Below are 18,039 nucleotides of genomic sequence, written 5' to 3' on the forward strand. Positions count from 1 at the left end.
TGGGGCCCCCCGGGGCCCCCGCGGGGTTGGGGGGGGGGGGGGCGGGGGGCCCCCCCCCCCCCCCCCCCCCCCCCCAACGGGGGGGGCCCCCGGGGCGGCCCGGGGGCCCCGCCGCTCGGCAAGCGAAGAGGTTCAGACCACGATCAGCGCGTCCAGCGGAGCCTCACCCAGCGCGGGAGCCAGCTTGGCCCTCCCCGGCAGGAACGACAGTTCCATCAGCACCGCCACACCGGCGACCTCCGCCCCGGTCCGCCGGATCAGCGAGAGCGAAGCCTCCGCCGTACCACCGGTGGCCAGCACGTCGTCGATGACCATGACCCGGTCACCGGCCGCCAGATCCTCCGCGTGGACCTCGATCTCCGCCGAGCCGTACTCCAGCTCGTACGACTGTGCGAGCGTCGCACCCGGCAGCTTTCCGGCCTTGCGCACCGGCACGAAGCCGATACCGGCCTGCACGGCGACCGGGGCCGCCAGGATGAACCCGCGCGCCTCCAGTCCGACGATCTTCGTCGCGCCGTACTGCCGGGCCAGTTCCACCAGGGTGTCCGTCAGCGCGGCGAACGCCTTCGGGTCCGCCAGCAGCGGGGTGATGTCCTTGAACATCACGCCCGGCTTCGGGTAGTCCGGTACGTCCTTGATCCGGCTGAGCAGCAGGTCCCGGATGTCCTGGGACAGCGGCCCGGTCAACGCCGCCGCCCCGACCGGCCCGGCGCCACGGCCTCCGGCTCGTCCCGGGTCCCGTAGCCCTCGTCCGGTGACTCGCCCTTGGCGGCCGCGGCCGCCCGCTTGGCGAGCACCCGCTTCTTGAGCGCCTTCATCGCCGGCTCGCGCTCCTTGAGGTCGACGACCAGCGGGGTCGCGATGAAGATCGAGGAGTACGCACCGGCCGCGAGGCCGACGAACAGCGACAGCGAGATGTCGTTCAGCATGCCGGCGCCCAGGAAGCCACCACCGATGAACAGCAGCGCGGCGACCGGGAGCAGCGCCACGATCGTGGTGTTGATCGAGCGGACCAGGGTGCCGTTGATGCTGCGGTTGGCGACCTCGCTGTACGTCCAGCGGGTCTGCTTCGTGATGTCCTTCGAGCCCTCCTTGAGACCGTCGAAGACGACGACGGTGTCGTAGAGGGAGTAACCGAGGATGGTCAGCAGACCGATGACCGTACCCGGGGTGACCTCGAAGCCGACGAGCGCGTAGATGCCGACGGTGATCGTGAGGTCGTGGATCAGGGCGATCAGCGCCGCGATCGCCATGCGCCACTCGAAGGCGATGGCCAGGTAGATCACCACGAGGACCATGAAGATCCCGAGGCCGGTCCATGCCTTGTTGGCGATCTGCTCGCCCCAGCTGGGGCCGACCAGGTCGGCGTTGATGCCGGCCTCGTCGACCTTGAGGTCGGCGGCGAGCTTCTTCTTGACGTCGGTGGCGGCGTCGGTGTCCACACCCGAGATCTGGATGCGCAGACCGCCGGTGCCGAGCTCCTGGACGATCGCGTCGTGGCCGGAGGCCTCTTCGGCGAACTCGCGCGCCCTGGGCTCCGAGACGGCCGTCTTCGGGGTGGTGAAGACCGCACCGCCCTTGAACTCGATGCCCATGTTGAGGCCCTGGACGGCCAGGGCGACGATCGCCGTGATGGTGATCAGGATGGAAACGCCGTACCAGAGAAAGCGCTTGCCGACGAAGTCGTAGCCGACCTCACCGCGGTACAGCCTGGCGCCGAGATCTCCCAGCTTCGACATCTCTCACGCCTCCTTTGCGTCGACGGGGGCGGGGGCGGAACCGGTACGGCGGGACCGGCGCAGCGGGGGCTTGGCGCCCAGCCGCTTCGGGTCCAGCCCGGACCACGGGTGACCGCTGGCGAAGAACTTCGTGCGTGCCAGCAGCGTCATGATCGGCTTGGTGAAGAGGAACACCACGACCACGTCGAGCAGGGTCGTAAGACCCAGTGTGAAGGCAAAGCCCTGGACCTTGCCCACGGTGACGATGAACAGCACCGCCGCGGCCAGGAACGACACGAAGTCGGACACCAGGATCGTGCGACGGGCGCGCGGCCAGGCGCGCTCGACGGCCGGACGCAGGGTGCGGCCCTCGCGGATCTCGTCACGGATGCGTTCGAAGTACACGATGAACGAGTCCGCCGTGATACCGATCGCCACGATCGCACCGCAGACGGCGGGCAGGTTCAGCGCGAAGCCGATGCCCTTTCCGAGCAGCGCCATGATCGTGTAGGTCAGGATCGCGGAGACCAGGAGGCTGATGATGGCGACGAACGCCAGGCCCCGGTAGTACACCAGCAGGTAGATCACCACGAGGATCAGGCCGATGGCGCCGGCGATCAGGCCGGCCTTCAGCTGCTCGCCGCCGAGCGCGGCGGTGACGGTGGTGACGCTGTCCTCACTGAAGGAGAGCGGCAGGGCGCCGTAGGAGAGCATGTTGCCCAGGTCCTGCGCGGACTGCTGGGTGAAGCCGCCGGAGATCTCGGCGTTGCCACCGGTCAGCGCCTGGCTCACGGACGGGTCGGAGATGACCCGGCCGTCGAGCACGATCGCGAACTGGTTCTGCGGCATCTGCTTGGTGGCGAGCTCACCGGTGATCTTGGCGAACTTGTCGGCGCCCTTGTCGGTGAACTGCATGGTGACGATCCACTGGCCGCGCTGGGGGTCGATGACTCCCTTGGCTTCCTTCACGTCCTGGCCGTTGACCTGGGCCGGGCCGAGGATCCACTTGCCCCAGGTGTCTCCGCGCTGGCCACAGGCGAGCATCGGGTCCTCGGGCTTGGCGCCCTTGCCGGCGGCGGCGCGCTGCGCCTCGTTGGTGCAGTCCAGGGCCGCGAATTTGGCCTGGAGGTCGGCGGCCGCGGCCTCGTCGCCGGTGGGCGGCGTGGAGGCGGAGGGCGACGGAGCCTTGTCGTCTGCCTTCTTCGACTCGCTCGCCGTGGGCGAGGGAGTGGGGGCGGCCGGGGCCTTGAGGGCCTCACTGAGCGCGCGGCCCTGGGAAGTGGCGCTGGACGACGGGGTGGCCGAGGGGCTGGTCTTGCCGTCCCCTGCCTTGGGAGCTCCGGAGCCGCTCGCGGAGGGGCTCGGGCTCGCAGTGCCTTCGGGAGCGACGGGGGCGCCGTCCGCGAAGGCGATGACCGGGCGGAAGTACAGCTGGGCGGTGGTACCGACCTGCTCGCGCGCCTGCTGCTCGTTCGTCCCCTTGGGGATGTTCACGATGATGTGGTCGCGGCCCTGGGTCTGGACCTCGGCCTCCGACACGCCGAGCCCGTTGACACGGCGCTCGATGATGCCGACCGCCGTGTTCATATTGGTCTCGTTGATCGCGTCCGGCTTCCCGGGCTCGCTCTTGGCCTTGAGCGTGATGCTCGTACCGCCCGCGAGGTCGATGCCCAGCCTGGGAGTCGTCTGCTTCGTGAGAAACATCCCCGCGGTGAGCGCCACCATCGCGATCAGGATGATCGCCAGGGCACGCCCCGGCCTCCCCTGAGCCCCCGTGGGCCGCCGGCCCTTCTTCGGTGCTGCCACCTTGTCGTTTCTCCCTGTCCAACCGTCCCGCACCGGGTCAGCGCGCGGACGGCCACGAAATGTGTGGTGGGGACCCCTGCCCCCCGCAGAAGTGTCACAGACGGGGACCGTGCCGGCCGCCGGTCAGGCGCCTCCACGGTCCCCGGCCGCGCGCTACTTCGCGCCGGCCTCGCCGTCGGACTTGCCGTCCTTGGGCTCGTCGTCGCCCTTGGGCGCGTCCTCGTCCTTCTTGCCCAGGTCGAGCTTGGGAGCCTCGTCCTCGCCCTCGTCCTTGGTGAGGTCCGTCTTCGGAGCCTCGGTCAGCGCGGAGGCGTCGTCCGGGACGACCGGCGCGTCGGTCGGCTCGTCGTCGCTGATGCCGTGGACGATGCGGTTGTACTCCGCGTCCTCGAGAACGGCACCGATGGAGTTCTTCGCGAAGATCGCGTGGACGCCGGGAGCCAGCTCGAGAGTGACGGTGTCGTCACCGATCTCCTTCACCGTGGCGTACATGCCGCCGATGGTGCGGACCCCGGTGCCGGGCGTCAACTGGTTGCGCATCTGCGCGGCTGCCTGCTGCTTCTTCTTCGCGGAGCGGGTCATCAGGAACATCGCCCCGATGAGCACGATGAACGGGAGGAGTGTCACGAGATTCACGGGACGGAGATCCTTCGCACGACCGCACGCGGACGGCGGCCTTTTCTACGGGGGTGGGCACACCGACCCGAAGGGTCGGCATCGGCGGAGTCTAGGCGAGTCCGCACCGATGGAACAACGCCCAGCATGGCACCGCAGTTCCTGAGGGGTCGAACCTCCGCGCCGTCAGGCCCCGAACAAGCCCTGTTGTCCGCTTGATCCACTCCCGCCGTGCTGCGGCGGTACGAGTCCCAGGTGAGCCCATGCGGCGGGCGTCGCGACCCGCCCCCGGGGGGTGCGGGCGAGCAGGCCCTCGCGGACCAGGAAGGGCTCGGCGACCTCCTCCACGGTCTCCCGCTCCTCGCCGACCGCGACGGCGAGGGTGGACAGGCCCACGGGGCCACCCCCGAACAGCTTGAGGAGTGCTTCGAGAACGGCCCGATCCAGTCGGTCGAGGCCGCGCCCGTCCACCTCGTACACCTGGAGGGCCGTACCGGCCACCTCGCGGTTGATCACACCGTCCGCCCGGACCTGGGCGTAGTCGCGGACGCGGCGCAGCAGGCGGTTGGCAATGCGCGGGGTGCCGCGGGAGCGGCCGGCGATCTCGGCGGCGCCAGCGGTGTCGATCTCGACGTCGAGGAGGCGGGCGGAGCGGTGGATGACGCGCTCCAGCTCCTCGGGGGCGTAGAACTCCATGTGCCCGGTGAAGCCGAAACGGTCCCGCAGCGGCGGGGGCAGCAGTCCGGCCCGGGTGGTGGCGCCGACCAGTGTGAAGGGCGGCAGCTCCAGCGGGATCGCGGTGGCCCCGGGCCCCTTGCCGACGATCACGTCGACGCGGAAGTCCTCCATGGCCATGTAGAGCATCTCCTCGGCGGGCCGGGACATGCGGTGGATCTCGTCGAGGAAGAGGACCTCGCCCTCCTGGAGGGAGGAGAGGATCGCGGCGAGGTCGCCGGCGTGCTGGATGGCGGGGCCGGAGGTGATCCGGATGGGCGCCCCCATCTCCGCCGCGATGATCATGGAGAGGGTGGTCTTGCCGAGGCCGGGGGCACCGGAGAGCAGGACGTGGTCGGCGGTGGCTCCGCGCTGCCGGGCCGCTTTGAGGACGAGGTCCAGCTGCTGGCGGACCTTCTCCTGGCCGACGAACTCGCCGAGGTCCTTGGGCCGCAGGGCCGCCTCGACGGCGGTGTCCTCACCGTCGGCGGCGGCCGCCACGATCCGGTCGTCGCTCTCGTCTTCCCAGTTCACGCTGTCAGTCTGCCTTCTCGGTGGTGGTGCGGGTGTTCGATGCCCGGCGGGCGCGCTCCCCGGGCGCCGCCCGGCCTGCGCGCCTCGATCGCCGGCGCGGCTCCATCGCCGGTCAGCGGGCCCGGTTCAGGGACTGGAGGGCCGCCCGCAGGAGCTGCGGCACGGGCGCGGAGCCGCCGGCGGCGATGGCCGCCTCGGCCTGCGGCGTGACCGCGGCGACCGCGTCCTCCGCATCGCGCGCGGCGTACCCGAGGCCGATCAGTGCGGCGGAGAGCTGCTCGGTCCAGGGCGCGGGCCCGGAGGCCGCGGCGCGCTGGGCGCCCACCAGGCCGCTGCTGCCCAGCGGGGCCCCCAGCTTGCCCTTCAGTTCGAGGAGGAGCTTCTGCGCGCCCTTCTTGCCGATGCCCGGTACGGCCACCAGCGCCTTCTCGTCCCCGGTGGAGACGGCCAGCCGCAGCGCGTCCGGGCTGTGCGCGCCGAGCATGGCCTGCGCGAGCCGGGGCCCGACCCCGCTGGCGGTCTGCAGGACCTCGAAGACCTGGCGCTCGTCGTCGTCGGCGAAGCCGTACAGGGTCAGCGAGTCCTCCCGTACGACCAGGGAGGTGGCCAGCCGGGCCTGCTCCCCCGTGCGCAGTCCGGCGATGGTGTTCGGGGTGCAGTGCACGGCCATGCCCACTCCCCCGACCTCGATGACGGCAAGGGTGGGGGCGAGTGCGGCAACGGGGCCGCTGACGAAGGCGATCATCGGGTACGGCCTTTCGAGGCGTGCAGGGCGACCGCCTGCTGGAGGCGGTTCTGGGCGGGGGCCCGCCAGATGTGACAGATGGCCAGGGCGAGGGCGTCGGCGGCGTCCGCGGGCTTGGGCGGCGCGTCCAGCCGGAGCAACCGGGTGACCATCGCGCCGACCTGGGCCTTGTCGGCCCGGCCGCTGCCGGTGACGGCGGCCTTGACCTCGCTGGGGGTGTGCAGGGCGACCGGTATCCCGCGGCGGGCTGCGCACAGCATCGCGACGGCGCTCGCCTGGGCGGTGCCCATCACGGTGCTGACGTTGTGCTGGCTGAACACCCGCTCCACGGCGACGACTTCGGGCCGGTACGTGTCGAGCCACTCCTCGATGCCCTGTTCGATGGCGACGAGCCGGTGGCCCAACTCGGCGTCCGCGGGCGTGCGTACGACCCCCACACCGAGCATGGTCAGGGGGCGGCCGGCCACCCTCTCGACCACGCCGACACCACATCGGGTCAGCCCCGGGTCAACGCCGAGTACGCGCACCGCGCCCCCCTTCTTCGCTCTCCTGTACGTGCAGCTTCGCAGGTTATCGGGTGGCACTGACAAAGCAGCGGGCCGACGGGGTGTGTCCCCGTCGGCCCGCTGCCCGATGCTGTGAGCGGTGGACGCCGGTCAGGCGTCGACCTTCTCCATGACCTCGTCCGAGACGTCGAAGTTGGCGAAGACGTTCTGCACGTCGTCGCTGTCCTCCAGCGCGTCGATCAGCTTGAAGATCTTGCGCGCGCCGTCTTCGTCCAGCTCGACCTGCATGGTCGGCAGGAAGTTGGAGTCGGCCGAGTCGTAGTCGATGCCGGCCTGCTGGAGCGCCGTGCGGACCGCGACCATGTCGGTGGCCTCGCTGATGATCTCGAAGCTCTCGCCGAGGTCGTTGACCTCTTCGGCGCCGGCGTCGAGCACCGTCTCCAGGACGTCGTCCTCGGACAGCTCGCCCTTGGGCAGCAGCACGACGCCCTTGCGGTTGAACAGGTACGAGACCGAGCCCGGGTCGGCCATCGAACCCCCGTTGCGGGTCATGGCGACACGCACGTCGGAGGCGGCACGGTTGCGGTTGTCGGTGAGGCACTCGATGAGCACCGCGACGCCGTTCGGACCGTAGCCCTCGTACATGATCGTCTCGTAGTCGGCGCCGCCGGCCTCGAGACCGCCGCCGCGCTTGACCGCGGAGTCGATGTTCTTGTTCGGGACCGAGCTCTTCTTCGCCTTCTGGATGGCGTCGAAGAGCGTCGGGTTGCCATCGATGTCGGCGCCGCCCATACGGGCCGCGACCTCGATGTTCTTGATCAGCTTCGCGAAGAGCTTGCCGCGCTTGGCGTCAACCACGGCCTTCTTGTGCTTCGTCGTAGCCCATTTAGAGTGGCCGGACATCTGCCTGTCTCCTTCGCGTCACCAACAGTGTTCGCCTCAGATCCTACCGGGACACCGTTACAGCCCGGCGCGCACCATGTCGACGAAGTAGGCGTGGACGCGGTCGTCACCCGTCAGCTCGGGGTGGAAGGAGGTGGCGAGGACATTGCCCTGGCGCACGGCGACGGTGTGGCCGTCGTACGTGGCGAGCACCTCGGCCGAGGCGCCGACCGACTCGACCCAGGGGGCGCGGATGAAAACGCCCTCGACGGGGCCGCCCGCTATGCCCGCGAAGTCGACCTGTGCCTCGAAGGACTCGTTCTGCCGGCCGAAGGCGTTGCGGCGGACGATCATGTCGATGCCGCCCAGGGTCTCCTGGTCCTCGCGGCCGTCCAGGAGCTTGTCCGCCAGCATGATCATGCCGGCGCAGGTGCCGTAGACCGGCATGCCGGCTGCCACGCGCTCGCGCAGCGGCTCCAGCATGCCGAACAGCACGGCGAGCTTCGACATGGTGGTGGACTCGCCGCCGGGGATCACCAGGGCGTCGACCTCGGCGAGCTCCTCGGGACGCCGGATCGGCCTGGCCACGGCGTCCGCCGCGGCCAGGGCGATCAGGTGCTCCCGTACGTCGCCCTGGAGGGCGAGTACCCCGATGACGGGGTTCACGGGGGTGTTCGTCATGACCGACTACCAGCCGCGGTTGGCGTAGCGCTCGGACTCGGGGAGGGTGTCGCAGTTGATGCCGACCATGGCCTCGCCCAGGTTGCGGGAGGCGTCCGCGATGATCTTCGGGTCGTCGTAGAAGGTGGTGGCCTTCACGATGGCGGCGGCGCGCTTGGCCGGGTCGCCCGACTTGAAGATGCCGGAGCCGACGAAGACGCCCTCGGCGCCGAGCTGGCGCATGAGCGCGGCGTCGGCCGGGGTGGCCACGCCACCGGCGGAGAACAGCACGACCGGGAGCTTGCCGAGCTCGGCAACTTCCTTGACGAGCTCGTACGGGGCGCGCAGCTCCTTGGCGGCGGCGAACAGCTCGTTGTTGTCGTAGCCGCGCAGGCGGGCGATCTCGTTCTTGATCTGGCGCAGGTGGCGGACGGCCTCGACCACGTTGCCGGTGCCGGCCTCGCCCTTCGAGCGGATCATGGCCGCGCCCTCGGCGATGCGGCGCAGGGCCTCGCCCAGGTTGGTGGCGCCACAGACGAAGGGGGTGGTGAACGCCCACTTGTCGGAGTGGTTGACCTCGTCGGCCGGGGTCAGGACCTCGGACTCGTCGATGTAGTCGACGCCGAGGGACTGCAGGACCTGGGCCTCGACGAAGTGGCCGATGCGGGACTTGGCCATGACCGGGATCGAGACGGCCTCGATGATCTCTTCGATCATGTTGGGGTCCGACATGCGCGCGACGCCGCCGTCCTTGCGGATGTCGGCGGGGACCCGCTCCAGAGCCATGACGGCCACGGCGCCGGCGTCCTCGGCGATCTTCGCCTGCTCGGCGTTGACCACGTCCATGATCACGCCGCCCTTCAGCTGCTCGGCCATGCCGCGCTTGACGCGCGAGGTGCCGATCGCCGACTCGGCGGACTGGGGGGAGGTGGGAAGCGTGCTCACGGATTGACCTCACTCGAAAGGAAGACGGAGTACTGCTCGTACTACTCCGCCGAGGAAACCCCAGGGGATCAGTCCACTACAAGGGCCAATGTGGAGCCCGTGGCTCCTTGATTTGTCCCTCGCGGCCCTTGGAGGCCCCTAGATCGGCCGTTCTGCAAGATCCACCGGCGGCTCGTCGTCCATTTCGAAGGCGAGCGGGAAGGGTGCGTGCCCCGCCAGTCTGAACCAGCGGACCTTGCGATGCCTGCGCAGCGCGCGGGCGGCCCGTACCGAGTCATTGAGGAAGCGCCGCGCCATCGGTACCCGGCGGACGGCCGCCGCCAGCTCCTCCGTGGCCTCGGCTCCGCCGGGGGCCGCCTTGAGCACGTCGACCTGGTCGGCATCGGCGAAGACCGCGCGCAGCGCCTGGCTGAGCTCGCTCTCGGCGACCTCGCGGTGGTCCTCCTCGGCCTGCCGGGCGGCGTGCGCGGCCTCGTACAGAACGAGGGAGGAGGCGGGGTCGAGCACCCCGGAGGTGGCCACCTCCAGCACGACGGAGGCCCGCCGCACGAGCTGCGCGTCGAGGGCGGCCCGCGCGGCGTCCATCCGCGAGTGCAGCCGGTCGAGCCGGCCGGCGGTCCAGCTGAGGTAGACCCCGATGACTCCGAGAGCCAGGGCGATCCAGACAAGGGTTTCGATCACGCTGCGCGACCCTACCGCTCCACGCCCCCCGGACCGCCATCGGGCCCGGTGCCGTCCCGGCCGTGCCGATCGGGGCGGTGCCGGTCCGGCCGGACCCGGGGAGCAGCGGTCAGGAGGACGTGGTGTCCTTCGAGAAGCCGAGGCGGGTGCGGAGCGGGACGCGTTCGTCGGTGGCCACCGCCGCCGCGCCGTCCGTCACCGTTTCGTAGACGGCCAGGATGTCCGCCCCGACCGTGGACCAGTCGAAGCGGCGCACGTGCGCCGAGCCGCGGGTGCTGAGCTCGGCCCGTCGCTCCGGGTCCCGGAGCAGGGCGATCGCCGCCGTCGCCAGGGCGTCGGCGTTCTCGTTGGCGAAGAGGTCGCCCGCCCCGCCCTGGTCCAGGACCTGCGCGAAGGCGTCCAGGTCCGAGGCGAGGACCGCGGCCCCCGCCGAGAGGGCCTCGACCAGGATGATGCCGAAGCTCTCGCCGCCGGTGTTCGGGGCGACGTACACGTCGACGCTGCGCAGCAGCCGCGCCTTGTCCTCGTCCGAGACCATGCCGAGGAATTCGACCCGCGGGCGGAGCTCGGCGGGCAGGGAGGCCACCGCCTCCTCCTCGTCACCGCGGCCCGCGACGAGCAGCCGTACGTCCGGGCAGGCGTCCGCGATCTTCGGGAAGGCCGCCATCAGCACCGGCAGGCCCTTGCGGGGCTCGTCGATCCGGCCGATGAAGCCCAGGGTCTGCCCGGCCCAGTCGGGATTGGGGTCGGCCTTGGCGAAGAAGTCCACGTCGACGCCGTTGGGAATGACCACCGCGTCGCCGCCGAGGTGCTCGACCAGCGTGCGCCGCGCGTACTCGCTCACCGCGATCCGCGCGCTGATCTTCTCCAGGGCCGGCTGCAGGATCGGGTACGCCGCGATCATCGCCCGGGACCGCGGGTTCGAGGTGTGGAAGGTCGCCACGATCGGCCCCTGCGCCGCCCAGCAGGACAGCAGTCCCAGCGAGGGCGCGGCCGGCTCGTGGATGTGGATCACATCGAAGGTGCCGTCGTGGAGCCAGCGCCGCACCCGGGCCGCCGACAGGAAGCCGAAGTTCAGCCGGGCCACCGAGCCGTTGTACGGAACCGGCACCGCCCGCCCCGCCGAGACCACGTACGGCGGCAGCGGGGTGTCGTCGTCCGCCGGGGCGAGCACCGACACCTCGTGGCCGAGGCGGATCAGGTGCTCCGCCAGGTCCCGGATGTGGAACTGGACGCCACCCGGCACGTCCCACGAGTACGGGCACACGATGCCGATCTTCACTACGGGCGCTCCTCCAGGTCGTCCAGCCACAGCCGCTGCAGCATGTGCCAGTCCTCCGGGTGCTCGGCGATGCCCCAGGCGAAGACGTCCGCCACCGCCTGGGTCATGACGGCGGTCTTCTCGGTCCGGGTGCCGGTCTTCGGCACCTCGACCTCGGGGTGGATCCGGCCGTACATCTTCGGCGTGTCGCCGTAGTGCAGGGTGGCCGGGAGCAGGACCGCGCCGGTCTGCTGGGCCAGCAGCGCCGGCCCGGCGGGCATGCGGGCCGTGGAGCCGAAGAAGTCCACCTCGACGCCGGAGGCCGACAGGTCCCGGTCCGCGACCAGGCAGACCATGCCGCCGGAGCGCAGCCGGCGGGCGAGAGTGCCGAAGGCGGCGCCGCCGCTGTGCGGCAGGACCTCCATGCCCAGGCTCTCCCGGTAGGCCACGAACCGGTCGTAGAGGCTCTCGGGCTTGAGCCGCTCGGCGACCGTGGTGAACGGCGCCTTCATGTGCCCGATGGCCCAGGCCCCGGCGAGGTCCCAGTTGGCGAGGTGCGGCAGGGCCACGATGACCCCGCGCCCGGAGTCGAGGGCCTCGCGCAGCAGGTGCTCGTCCGTGAACTCGACGTCCGTGCTGAAGCGCTCCGGGTCCATGGTCGGCAGCCGGAAGGACTCCATCCAGTACCGCATGTACGAGCGCATGCCCGCCTGCGACAGCTCGCGCAGCCGCTCGGGACCGGCGTCGGGCACCACCCGGGCCAGATTCGACTCCAGCCGCAGCACGCTCTTGCCGCGCCGCTTCCACGCGAAGTCGGCGATCCGCCGGCCGAGGGCCACGGCGGCCGGTTCGGGCAGCTTGTTCACCCCGGCCCAGCCGAGCCCGTAGAGCCCGTCGACCAGCTTGTCCTGCGTGGCACCCATCAGGCCGCCCCGCCCTCGGCGGCGGCCGCCGCGGCGTCGGCCTCGGCCGACTCGCGGCGCACGGTGACCACCCGCTGGATCAGGGTGACGAGCGAGCCCACCGCCACGATCCACAGGGCGATCGGCAGCAGCACGCCGATCCAGGACGGCACCCCGAAGGTCTGCAGGCCGGACAGACCGGCCGCGACCAGCGAGATCACCAGGCGCTCGGCCCGCTCGATGAGCCCGTTGACGGCCACGGGCAGCCCGATCGACTCGCCGCGCGCCTTGGTGTAGGAGACCACCTGGCCGCTGGCCAGGCAGAAGATCGCCACCGCGCAGAGCGCGTTGTCGTTCCCGCTGCCCGCGTACCAGAGCGCGAGGCCGCCGAAGATCGCCGCGTCGGCGACCCGGTCGAGGGTGGAGTCGAGGAAGGCTCCCCACCGGCTGGAGACCCCGGCCTGGCGGGCCATGTTCCCGTCCACCAGGTCGGAGAAGACGAAGAGGGTGATGGTGATGGTGCCCCAGAAGAACTCGCCGCGGGGGAAGAACCACAGCGCTCCGGCCACCACTCCGGCCGTGCCGATCAGGGTGACCGCGTCCGGGCTCACCCCCCGCCGGAGCAGAAATGCGGCGAATGGCGTGAGAACACGCGTGAAGAATGCACGCGCGTACTTGTTCAGCATGGCCTTCCCGGAGGGTCGCTGGGCCGCACGGCCACCACGGCCACCGGCTGGCCCATCGTAGCCAGCGCACCACCGCGCGGACGCCGCGCACCCACCGGTTCGTGCCACGTAAGACGTACTTCACGCCATCGACCGGCTCCGGTGGGCCCAGGGGGCGTCTGCGGGTACGCCCCCGCTACGACGTATGGACGTGGTGTGACACCAGTGCAAAGCTCGAAGAATCCCGCATTCCTCCCCACTGGGGCGGCCGGGAGACCGATCCGGACACCGATCCACCCACCACCCGACCCTCCTCACCGTCACCACCGGGAGGCATGAGCACCATGGGAGCCACATCACACCAAGCCGGAGCCGCCGGCAGGGCACTGACGGCCGACCGCCCCTCTTCCATCCGGAATGTCGTGCTGGTCGGCCACAGCGGATCCGGCAAGACCACACTGGTCGAAGCGCTCGCCCTGGCCTCGGGAGCGGTCAACCGGGCCGGCCGGGTCGAGGACGGCGCGACCGTCTCCGACTACGACGAGATCGAGCACCGCCGACAGCGCTCCGTCCAGCTGTCCCTCGTCCCCGTCGAATGGGGCGGAATCAAGATCAACATCCTGGACACCCCCGGATACGCCGACTTCGTCGGAGAGCTCAGGGCCGGTCTGCGCGCCGCGGACGCGGCCCTTTTCGTCGTCTCGGCCTCGGACGGGATCGACGGCGCCACCCGCATGGTCTGGGACGAGTGCGAGGCCGTCGGCATGCCCCGCGCCATCGTCGTGACCCACCTGGAGGCCGCCCGCTCCGACTACACGCAGATGACGACCGTCTGCGGCGAGATCTTCGGCGCCGACGACCCCGACGCGGTCATCCCGCTCTACCTCCCCCTGCACGGCCCGGCCGGCCCCGACGGGCACGCCCCCGTCACCGGCCTGCTCGGCCTGCTCTCCCGGCGCGTCTACGAGTACTCCTCGGGCGAGCGCGTGGAGCGCGAGCCCGACCCCGCCGAGCTCTCCCTGATCACCGACGCCCGCGCCCGGCTCATCGAGGGGATCATCGCCGAGAGCGAGGACGAGTCCCTCATGGACCGCTACCTCGGCGGCGAGGAGATCGACGTCAAGACCCTCGTCGACGACCTGGAGCGGGCGGTGGCGCGCGGCACCTTCCACCCCGTCCTGATGGCCGCCCCCGCCACCGACGGCGCCCGCCAGGGCCTGGGCACCGTGGAACTCCTCGAACTGGTCACCGGCGGCTTCCCCACCCCCCTGGAACGCGCCGCCGTCAGCGTCACCCGCCCCGACGGCTCCGCCCGTCCCGCGGTCACCTGCGATCCCGACGGCTCCCTCGTCGCCGAGGTCGTCAAGACCTCCTCCGACCCCTACGTCGGCCGCGTCTCCCTCGTACGCGTCTTCTCCGGCACCCTGAAGGCCGAGGAGACCGTCCACGTCAGCGGGCACGGCCTCGCCGAGCGCGGGCACGAGGACCACGATGTCGACGAGCGGATCGGCGCCCTCTCCTCCCCCTTCGGCAAACAGCAGCGCGTCCTCACCCGGTGCATCGCCGGCGACCTCGCCTGCGTCGCCAAACTCACCCGCGCGGAGACCGGCGACACCCTCTCCGCCAAGGACGACCCGCTCCTCATGGAGCCCTGGACCATGCCCGACCCCCTGCTCCCCCTCGCCATCGAGGCGCACAGCAAGGCCGACGAGGACAAGCTCTCCCAGGGCCTGGCCCGGCTCGTCGCCGAGGACCCCACCATGCGGCTGGAGCAGAACCCGCACACCCACCAGGTCGTCCTGTGGTGCCTGGGCGAGGCCCACCAGGACGTCGCCCTGGAACGGCTGCGCAGCCGCTACGGCGTCCAGGTGGACCCGGTTGCGCACAAGGTGAGCCTGCGCGAGACCTTCGGCGCCAAGGCCGCCGGACGCGGCCGGCACGTCAAACAGTCCGGCGGGCACGGCCAGTTCGCGATCTGCGAGATCGAGGTGGAGCCGCTCCCGCCGGGCAGCGGCATCGAGTTCGTCGACAAGGTGGTCGGCGGGGCCGTGCCCCGCCAGTTCATCCCGTCCGTGGAGAAGGGCGTACGGGCGCAGGCCGCCCGCGGGGTCGCCGCCGGCTACCCGCTGGTCGACGTCCGCATCACCCTCCTCGACGGCAAGGCGCACTCGGTGGACTCCTCCGACGCCGCTTTCCAGACCGCCGGGGCCCTCGCGCTGCGCGAGGCCGCCGCCGAGGCCCGGATCGACCTGCTCGAACCGGTCGCCGAACTCGCCGTCCTCGTTCCGGACGAGTACGTGGGCCCGGTCATGAGCGACCTGGCGGGCCGCCGGGGCCGCGTCGTCGGCACCGACCAGGCGGCTGCCGGGCGCACTCGGATCCGTGCCGAGGTCCCGGAGATCGAGATCGGCCGCTACGCCGTGGAGCTGCGCTCCGTCTCGCACGGCACCGGCCGCTTCGCCCGGGCGTACGCCCGCCACGAACCGATGCCGCCGCAGATCGCGGAAAAGGTGCGCGAACAGTCCTAGAAGGGAATCCGTTCGATAGGACACCGGGTCGGCCGCCCACCCAACCCGCTTGCGGTGGGCGGCATTTCCCTGTCCCATGACCATGGGGCGAGATCCGCCGATAGGCTCTTCGGCGCACCGAAAAAGCACGAACGCACAGCGATGGGGGCAGCGGTGGCGGACGACGGTTTCGACTTCAGGCCCGGAGCGCAGGTCCCGCTGCAGGGTGGCGGCGGGCAGACGGCGGCGACCAACGCCCTCGCCTCGGCCGCGTACCGGGACGGCGGCAAGGACTCCAAACTCGAGGCGATACTCGGCGCCAACAACGAGAACCACCCGGCCACGGTCAAGCCCCCGAAGATCTCCCTCTTCGAGCCCAGCCTCGGCGAGGCCTTCTGCCGGGCCGTGGAGGCCCGCGCCCTCGGTCCCGGCCGCAAGCCCCTGATCCAGTCCTTCGGCGGCGATCCGCAGACGGTCGTGGAGCACTGCCTGGCGGCCTCGCACATCCGCAAGGAGCGCGACCGCAGGCTCCGGCTGATCATGCTGGTCTGCGGGGTGCTGTTCCTGCCCGGCCTGCTGCTGTGGCTGGGCCTGTTCCAGCTCCGCAAGTCCCTGTCCTCCAGGGAGGGCCGGGGCAGTTCCTGGATCGGCACCGTGCTCCTGGTCGGCGTCGGCGTCGTGGTGGCCGTCCTGATGTTCCGGCTGCCGCTCACAGGCTTCCTCGGCCTCTACGCCCGCGGCATGATCATCGCCCCGGCCCTGGGCTGGCTGCTCGCCCGCCGCACCTGCGAGGCCACCGCCAGGGACCTGCGCGCCCGCTGGGACGGGCTGCTGTCGGGCGGCGGGGTCGGCGCCAAGATCCCGGAAGCCGTGCCCGGCAACCCCGACGAGAAGGCGCGCGAGGACCTGCGCCACCAGCTCGCCAAACTGACCGCGGAGAACCGGAGCAATCAGGTCTTCTACGCGGGCCCCAAGGGCATCCTCGGCATGGGCACCCGCTGGGGCAGCTGGCAGATGGCCGAGGAGCTGGCCCCCAAGAGCGAGGGGATGGAGATCCACCCCTTCCGCAGCTGGGACGTCGTACGGGGGATCGACGCCCAGCTGCGCAAGCTGGAGCGCGGCCCCCTGCACACCGGCGGCTTCCCGACCGCCGCGATCCAGCACTGGATCGTCACCCCGATCGGCGAGGGCGCGGGCGAGGTCGCCCGCCCCACCGGCGAGAACATGGACGCCTTCCTCATCAAGCCGCACGAGATCACCCGGATCTGCAACGAGCAGCAGTTCAGCGCCGGGAACCGGCACTACCTGGGCATCCAGTACCCCCTCTGGGACGGCCAGCTGGTCATCAACATGCTGGTCACGGTCACCGTGCTCTACAAGACGCTGCGCGTGGACGTCACCGCGCACGCCCTGGGCCCCGTACACGGCCTGTTCACCAGCAAGTCCAAGGCCCCGACCGTGGAAGTGCCCAAGAGCATCCGCTTCTGGGAGATGGTCGAGCGCCCGCTGCCGCTGGTGGACGTGCAGGAGGTGGTGCGCCTCGCCGTGCGGGCCCCGCTGACCTGGTACCCGCCGCTCCTGGAGTTCTTCGGCGGCAAGCTGGTCCTGCCCGAGCCCTTCGGCCTGCGCCACGTCTGGGCGAGCTCGATGTGGCGGCACCGGTTCATGGCGGACGACGCCCTGCGCACGGTGGCCCCGGTACTGCGGTCCATCCACGCGGCGACCTTCAAGGTGCTGGAGGAGAACGGCGTCGACACCGACCGCTTCACCAACCGCTCCTCGATCATGAGCGGGCTCATCCAGGAGCCCTCCCCGCGCAAGGCCGACGTCTACGACGCGTAGGGGCGCGTGGGTAGGCTGGAACGACGGCCGAGGAGGGACCATGACCGAGCGCAAGCCGCCGGGCGTCAGCTTCGAGTCCTGGGTGGACCGGCAGATCCGGGGCCTCCGAGCGGGGCGAGTTCGAGAACCTGCCGGGCTGGGGAAAGCCGCTGGCCTCACTGGACGCGCCCTATGACGAGCAGTGGTGGATCAAGGGCAAGATGCACCGCGAGGGCTTCGCCGTCCTGCCTCCGGCGCTCGCGCTGCGCAAGGAGGCCGAGGACGCAGTGGAGAAGGTCCGGGCGGCCCGCTCCGAACGCCGGGTACGTGCCGTCCTCGCGGAGATCAACGAGAAGATCGGCGCGGCCCTGCGCATGCCCCCGCCGGGCCCGCTCCTGGGACTGACGGAGTTCGACGTCGAGGCCGAGGTGGAGGCCTGGCGCAGCACCCGCCCGGGCGGGGCGGGGGCGGGCGGGGCCGGGGCGGACCGGAGCTAGCCCACCGGCCACGCGTCGGCGAGCATCTGGCGGGTGTCCGCGAGGAGTTGGGGCAGGACCTTGGTGTGGCCCACGACCGGCATGAAGTTCGTGTCCCCGCCCCAGCGGGGCACGATGTGCTGGTGCAGGTGCGCGGCGATGCCGGCGCCGGCGGCCGCGCCCTGGTTCATGCCGATGTTGAACCCGTGCGCCCCCGAGGCCTTGCGCAGTGCGACCATCGCCCGCTTGGTGAGGTCGGCGAGCTCGGCCGTCTCCGGCCCGTCCAGCTCCGTGTAGTCGGCGACGTGCCGGTACGGGACGACCATCAGGTGGCCGCCGTTGTACGGGTAGAGGTTCAGCACCGCGTACACGTGCCGGCCGCGGGCGACGACCAGGCCGTCCTGGTCCGACATCTCCGGAATCCCGCAGAAGGGACAGCCGTCCCCGGCCTCCGGGCCGGTCGGCTTGTTCTCCCCCTGGATGTAGGCCATCCGGTGGGGCGTCCACAGACGCTGGAACGCGTCCTGCGTGCCCACACCGATCTGCTGCTCCGGCTGAGTCGTCATGGCGGCAAGCATATGACCTCGGCTTCGCGTACGAG

The 18,039-nt window shown here is 71.1% G+C and carries 17 protein-coding genes and 1 pseudogene; 3 read left to right on the forward strand and 15 right to left on the reverse strand.

What is annotated here, in order from left to right; translation table 11 throughout:
• Positions 1-132: 132 nt before the first annotated feature.
• From ACIQZO_RS14840 to pgsA, 14 genes are all read right to left on the reverse strand, one after another.
• Entirely contained in the window at positions 133-687 is a 555-nt protein-coding gene (locus ACIQZO_RS14840) for an adenine phosphoribosyltransferase (protein WP_403625416.1), read from the reverse strand.
• Positions 684-1,739 (reverse strand): protein translocase subunit SecF, encoded by a 1,056-nt coding sequence (gene secF, locus ACIQZO_RS14845; RefSeq protein ID WP_403625418.1) that lies wholly within the window; start codon positions 1,737-1,739, stop codon positions 684-686. Before secF ends, ACIQZO_RS14840 begins: the two co-directional genes overlap by 4 nt.
• A gap of 3 nt (positions 1,740-1,742) precedes the next feature.
• Positions 1,743-3,524 carry a protein translocase subunit SecD gene (gene secD, locus ACIQZO_RS14850; RefSeq protein ID WP_403625421.1) on the reverse strand — a complete coding sequence of 594 codons (1,782 nt, stop codon included), beginning with the start codon at positions 3,522-3,524 and terminating at the stop codon, positions 1,743-1,745.
• A 153-nt stretch (positions 3,525-3,677) separates the two neighbouring features.
• Positions 3,678-4,160 carry a preprotein translocase subunit YajC gene (gene yajC / locus ACIQZO_RS14855; protein ID WP_403625424.1) on the reverse strand — a complete coding sequence of 161 codons (483 nt, stop codon included), beginning with the start codon at positions 4,158-4,160 and terminating at the stop codon, positions 3,678-3,680.
• 165 nt (positions 4,161-4,325) lie between these two features.
• The gene (ruvB, locus tag ACIQZO_RS14860; RefSeq protein WP_030723602.1) at positions 4,326-5,387 is read right to left on the reverse strand and encodes a Holliday junction branch migration DNA helicase RuvB; all 1,062 of its coding nucleotides are present in this window, start codon (positions 5,385-5,387) and stop codon (positions 4,326-4,328) included.
• 112 nt (positions 5,388-5,499) lie between these two features.
• The gene (gene ruvA / locus ACIQZO_RS14865; RefSeq protein WP_403625429.1) at positions 5,500-6,132 is read right to left on the reverse strand and encodes a Holliday junction branch migration protein RuvA; all 633 of its coding nucleotides are present in this window, start codon (positions 6,130-6,132) and stop codon (positions 5,500-5,502) included.
• On the reverse strand, positions 6,129-6,659 hold the full coding sequence (ruvC, locus tag ACIQZO_RS14870) for a crossover junction endodeoxyribonuclease RuvC (RefSeq protein WP_403625432.1): 531 nt from the start codon (positions 6,657-6,659) through the stop codon (positions 6,129-6,131). The genes ruvA and ruvC overlap by 4 nt, the downstream gene beginning before the upstream one ends.
• Positions 6,660-6,788: 129 nt before the next feature.
• A complete protein-coding gene (locus ACIQZO_RS14875) occupies positions 6,789-7,541 on the reverse strand; it encodes a YebC/PmpR family DNA-binding transcriptional regulator (RefSeq protein ID WP_403625435.1) in 753 nt (250 codons plus the stop codon).
• 57 nt (positions 7,542-7,598) lie between these two features.
• On the reverse strand, positions 7,599-8,201 hold the full coding sequence (gene pdxT, locus ACIQZO_RS14880; RefSeq protein WP_403625438.1) for a pyridoxal 5'-phosphate synthase glutaminase subunit PdxT: 603 nt from the start codon (positions 8,199-8,201) through the stop codon (positions 7,599-7,601).
• A gap of 6 nt (positions 8,202-8,207) precedes the next feature.
• Positions 8,208-9,125 carry a pyridoxal 5'-phosphate synthase lyase subunit PdxS gene (gene pdxS / locus ACIQZO_RS14885; RefSeq protein ID WP_030010552.1) on the reverse strand — a complete coding sequence of 306 codons (918 nt, stop codon included), beginning with the start codon at positions 9,123-9,125 and terminating at the stop codon, positions 8,208-8,210.
• Positions 9,126-9,263: 138 nt separating this feature from the next.
• Positions 9,264-9,806 (reverse strand): membrane protein, encoded by a 543-nt coding sequence (locus tag ACIQZO_RS14890; RefSeq protein WP_030387183.1) that lies wholly within the window; start codon positions 9,804-9,806, stop codon positions 9,264-9,266.
• A gap of 109 nt (positions 9,807-9,915) precedes the next feature.
• Entirely contained in the window at positions 9,916-11,088 is a 1,173-nt protein-coding gene (locus ACIQZO_RS14895) for a glycosyltransferase family 4 protein (protein ID WP_403625442.1), read from the reverse strand.
• Positions 11,088-11,990, reverse strand: a complete 903-nt coding sequence (locus ACIQZO_RS14900) for a phosphatidylinositol mannoside acyltransferase (protein ID WP_403625445.1) — start codon at positions 11,988-11,990, stop codon at positions 11,088-11,090. Before ACIQZO_RS14900 ends, ACIQZO_RS14895 begins: the two co-directional genes overlap by 1 nt.
• Positions 11,990-12,655, reverse strand: a complete 666-nt coding sequence (gene pgsA, locus ACIQZO_RS14905; RefSeq protein ID WP_403625448.1) for a phosphatidylinositol phosphate synthase — start codon at positions 12,653-12,655, stop codon at positions 11,990-11,992. Before pgsA ends, ACIQZO_RS14900 begins: the two co-directional genes overlap by 1 nt.
• Before the next feature lie 323 nt (positions 12,656-12,978).
• Here pgsA and ACIQZO_RS14910 point away from each other — a divergent pair, with 323 nt between their 5' ends.
• The 3 genes and pseudogenes from ACIQZO_RS14910 (at position 12,979) to ACIQZO_RS14920 (ending at position 17,459) form a co-directional block, all read left to right on the forward strand.
• Entirely contained in the window at positions 12,979-15,162 is a 2,184-nt protein-coding gene (locus ACIQZO_RS14910; protein WP_403625765.1) for an elongation factor G-like protein EF-G2, read from the forward strand.
• Between the two features lie 153 nt (positions 15,163-15,315).
• Complete coding sequence (locus tag ACIQZO_RS14915; RefSeq protein WP_403625451.1) at positions 15,316-16,983, forward strand: hypothetical protein; 1,668 nt, start codon at positions 15,316-15,318, stop codon at positions 16,981-16,983.
• A 40-nt stretch (positions 16,984-17,023) separates the two neighbouring features.
• Positions 17,024-17,459, forward strand: a pseudogene (locus tag ACIQZO_RS14920) (DUF1992 domain-containing protein).
• On the opposite strand, the gene ACIQZO_RS14925 reads toward ACIQZO_RS14920, so the two are convergent.
• Positions 17,456-18,016: an HIT family protein gene (locus ACIQZO_RS14925; RefSeq protein WP_403625454.1), complete on the reverse strand. Its 561-nt coding sequence runs from the start codon at positions 18,014-18,016 to the stop codon at positions 17,456-17,458. The pseudogene ACIQZO_RS14920 and the gene ACIQZO_RS14925 overlap by 4 nt on opposite strands.
• Between the last annotated feature and the right edge of the window lie 23 nt (positions 18,017-18,039).

Source organism: Streptomyces sp. NPDC097617, assembly GCF_044761485.1.
In the GTDB taxonomy this organism is placed as follows: Bacteria; Actinomycetota; Actinomycetes; order Streptomycetales; family Streptomycetaceae; genus Streptomyces.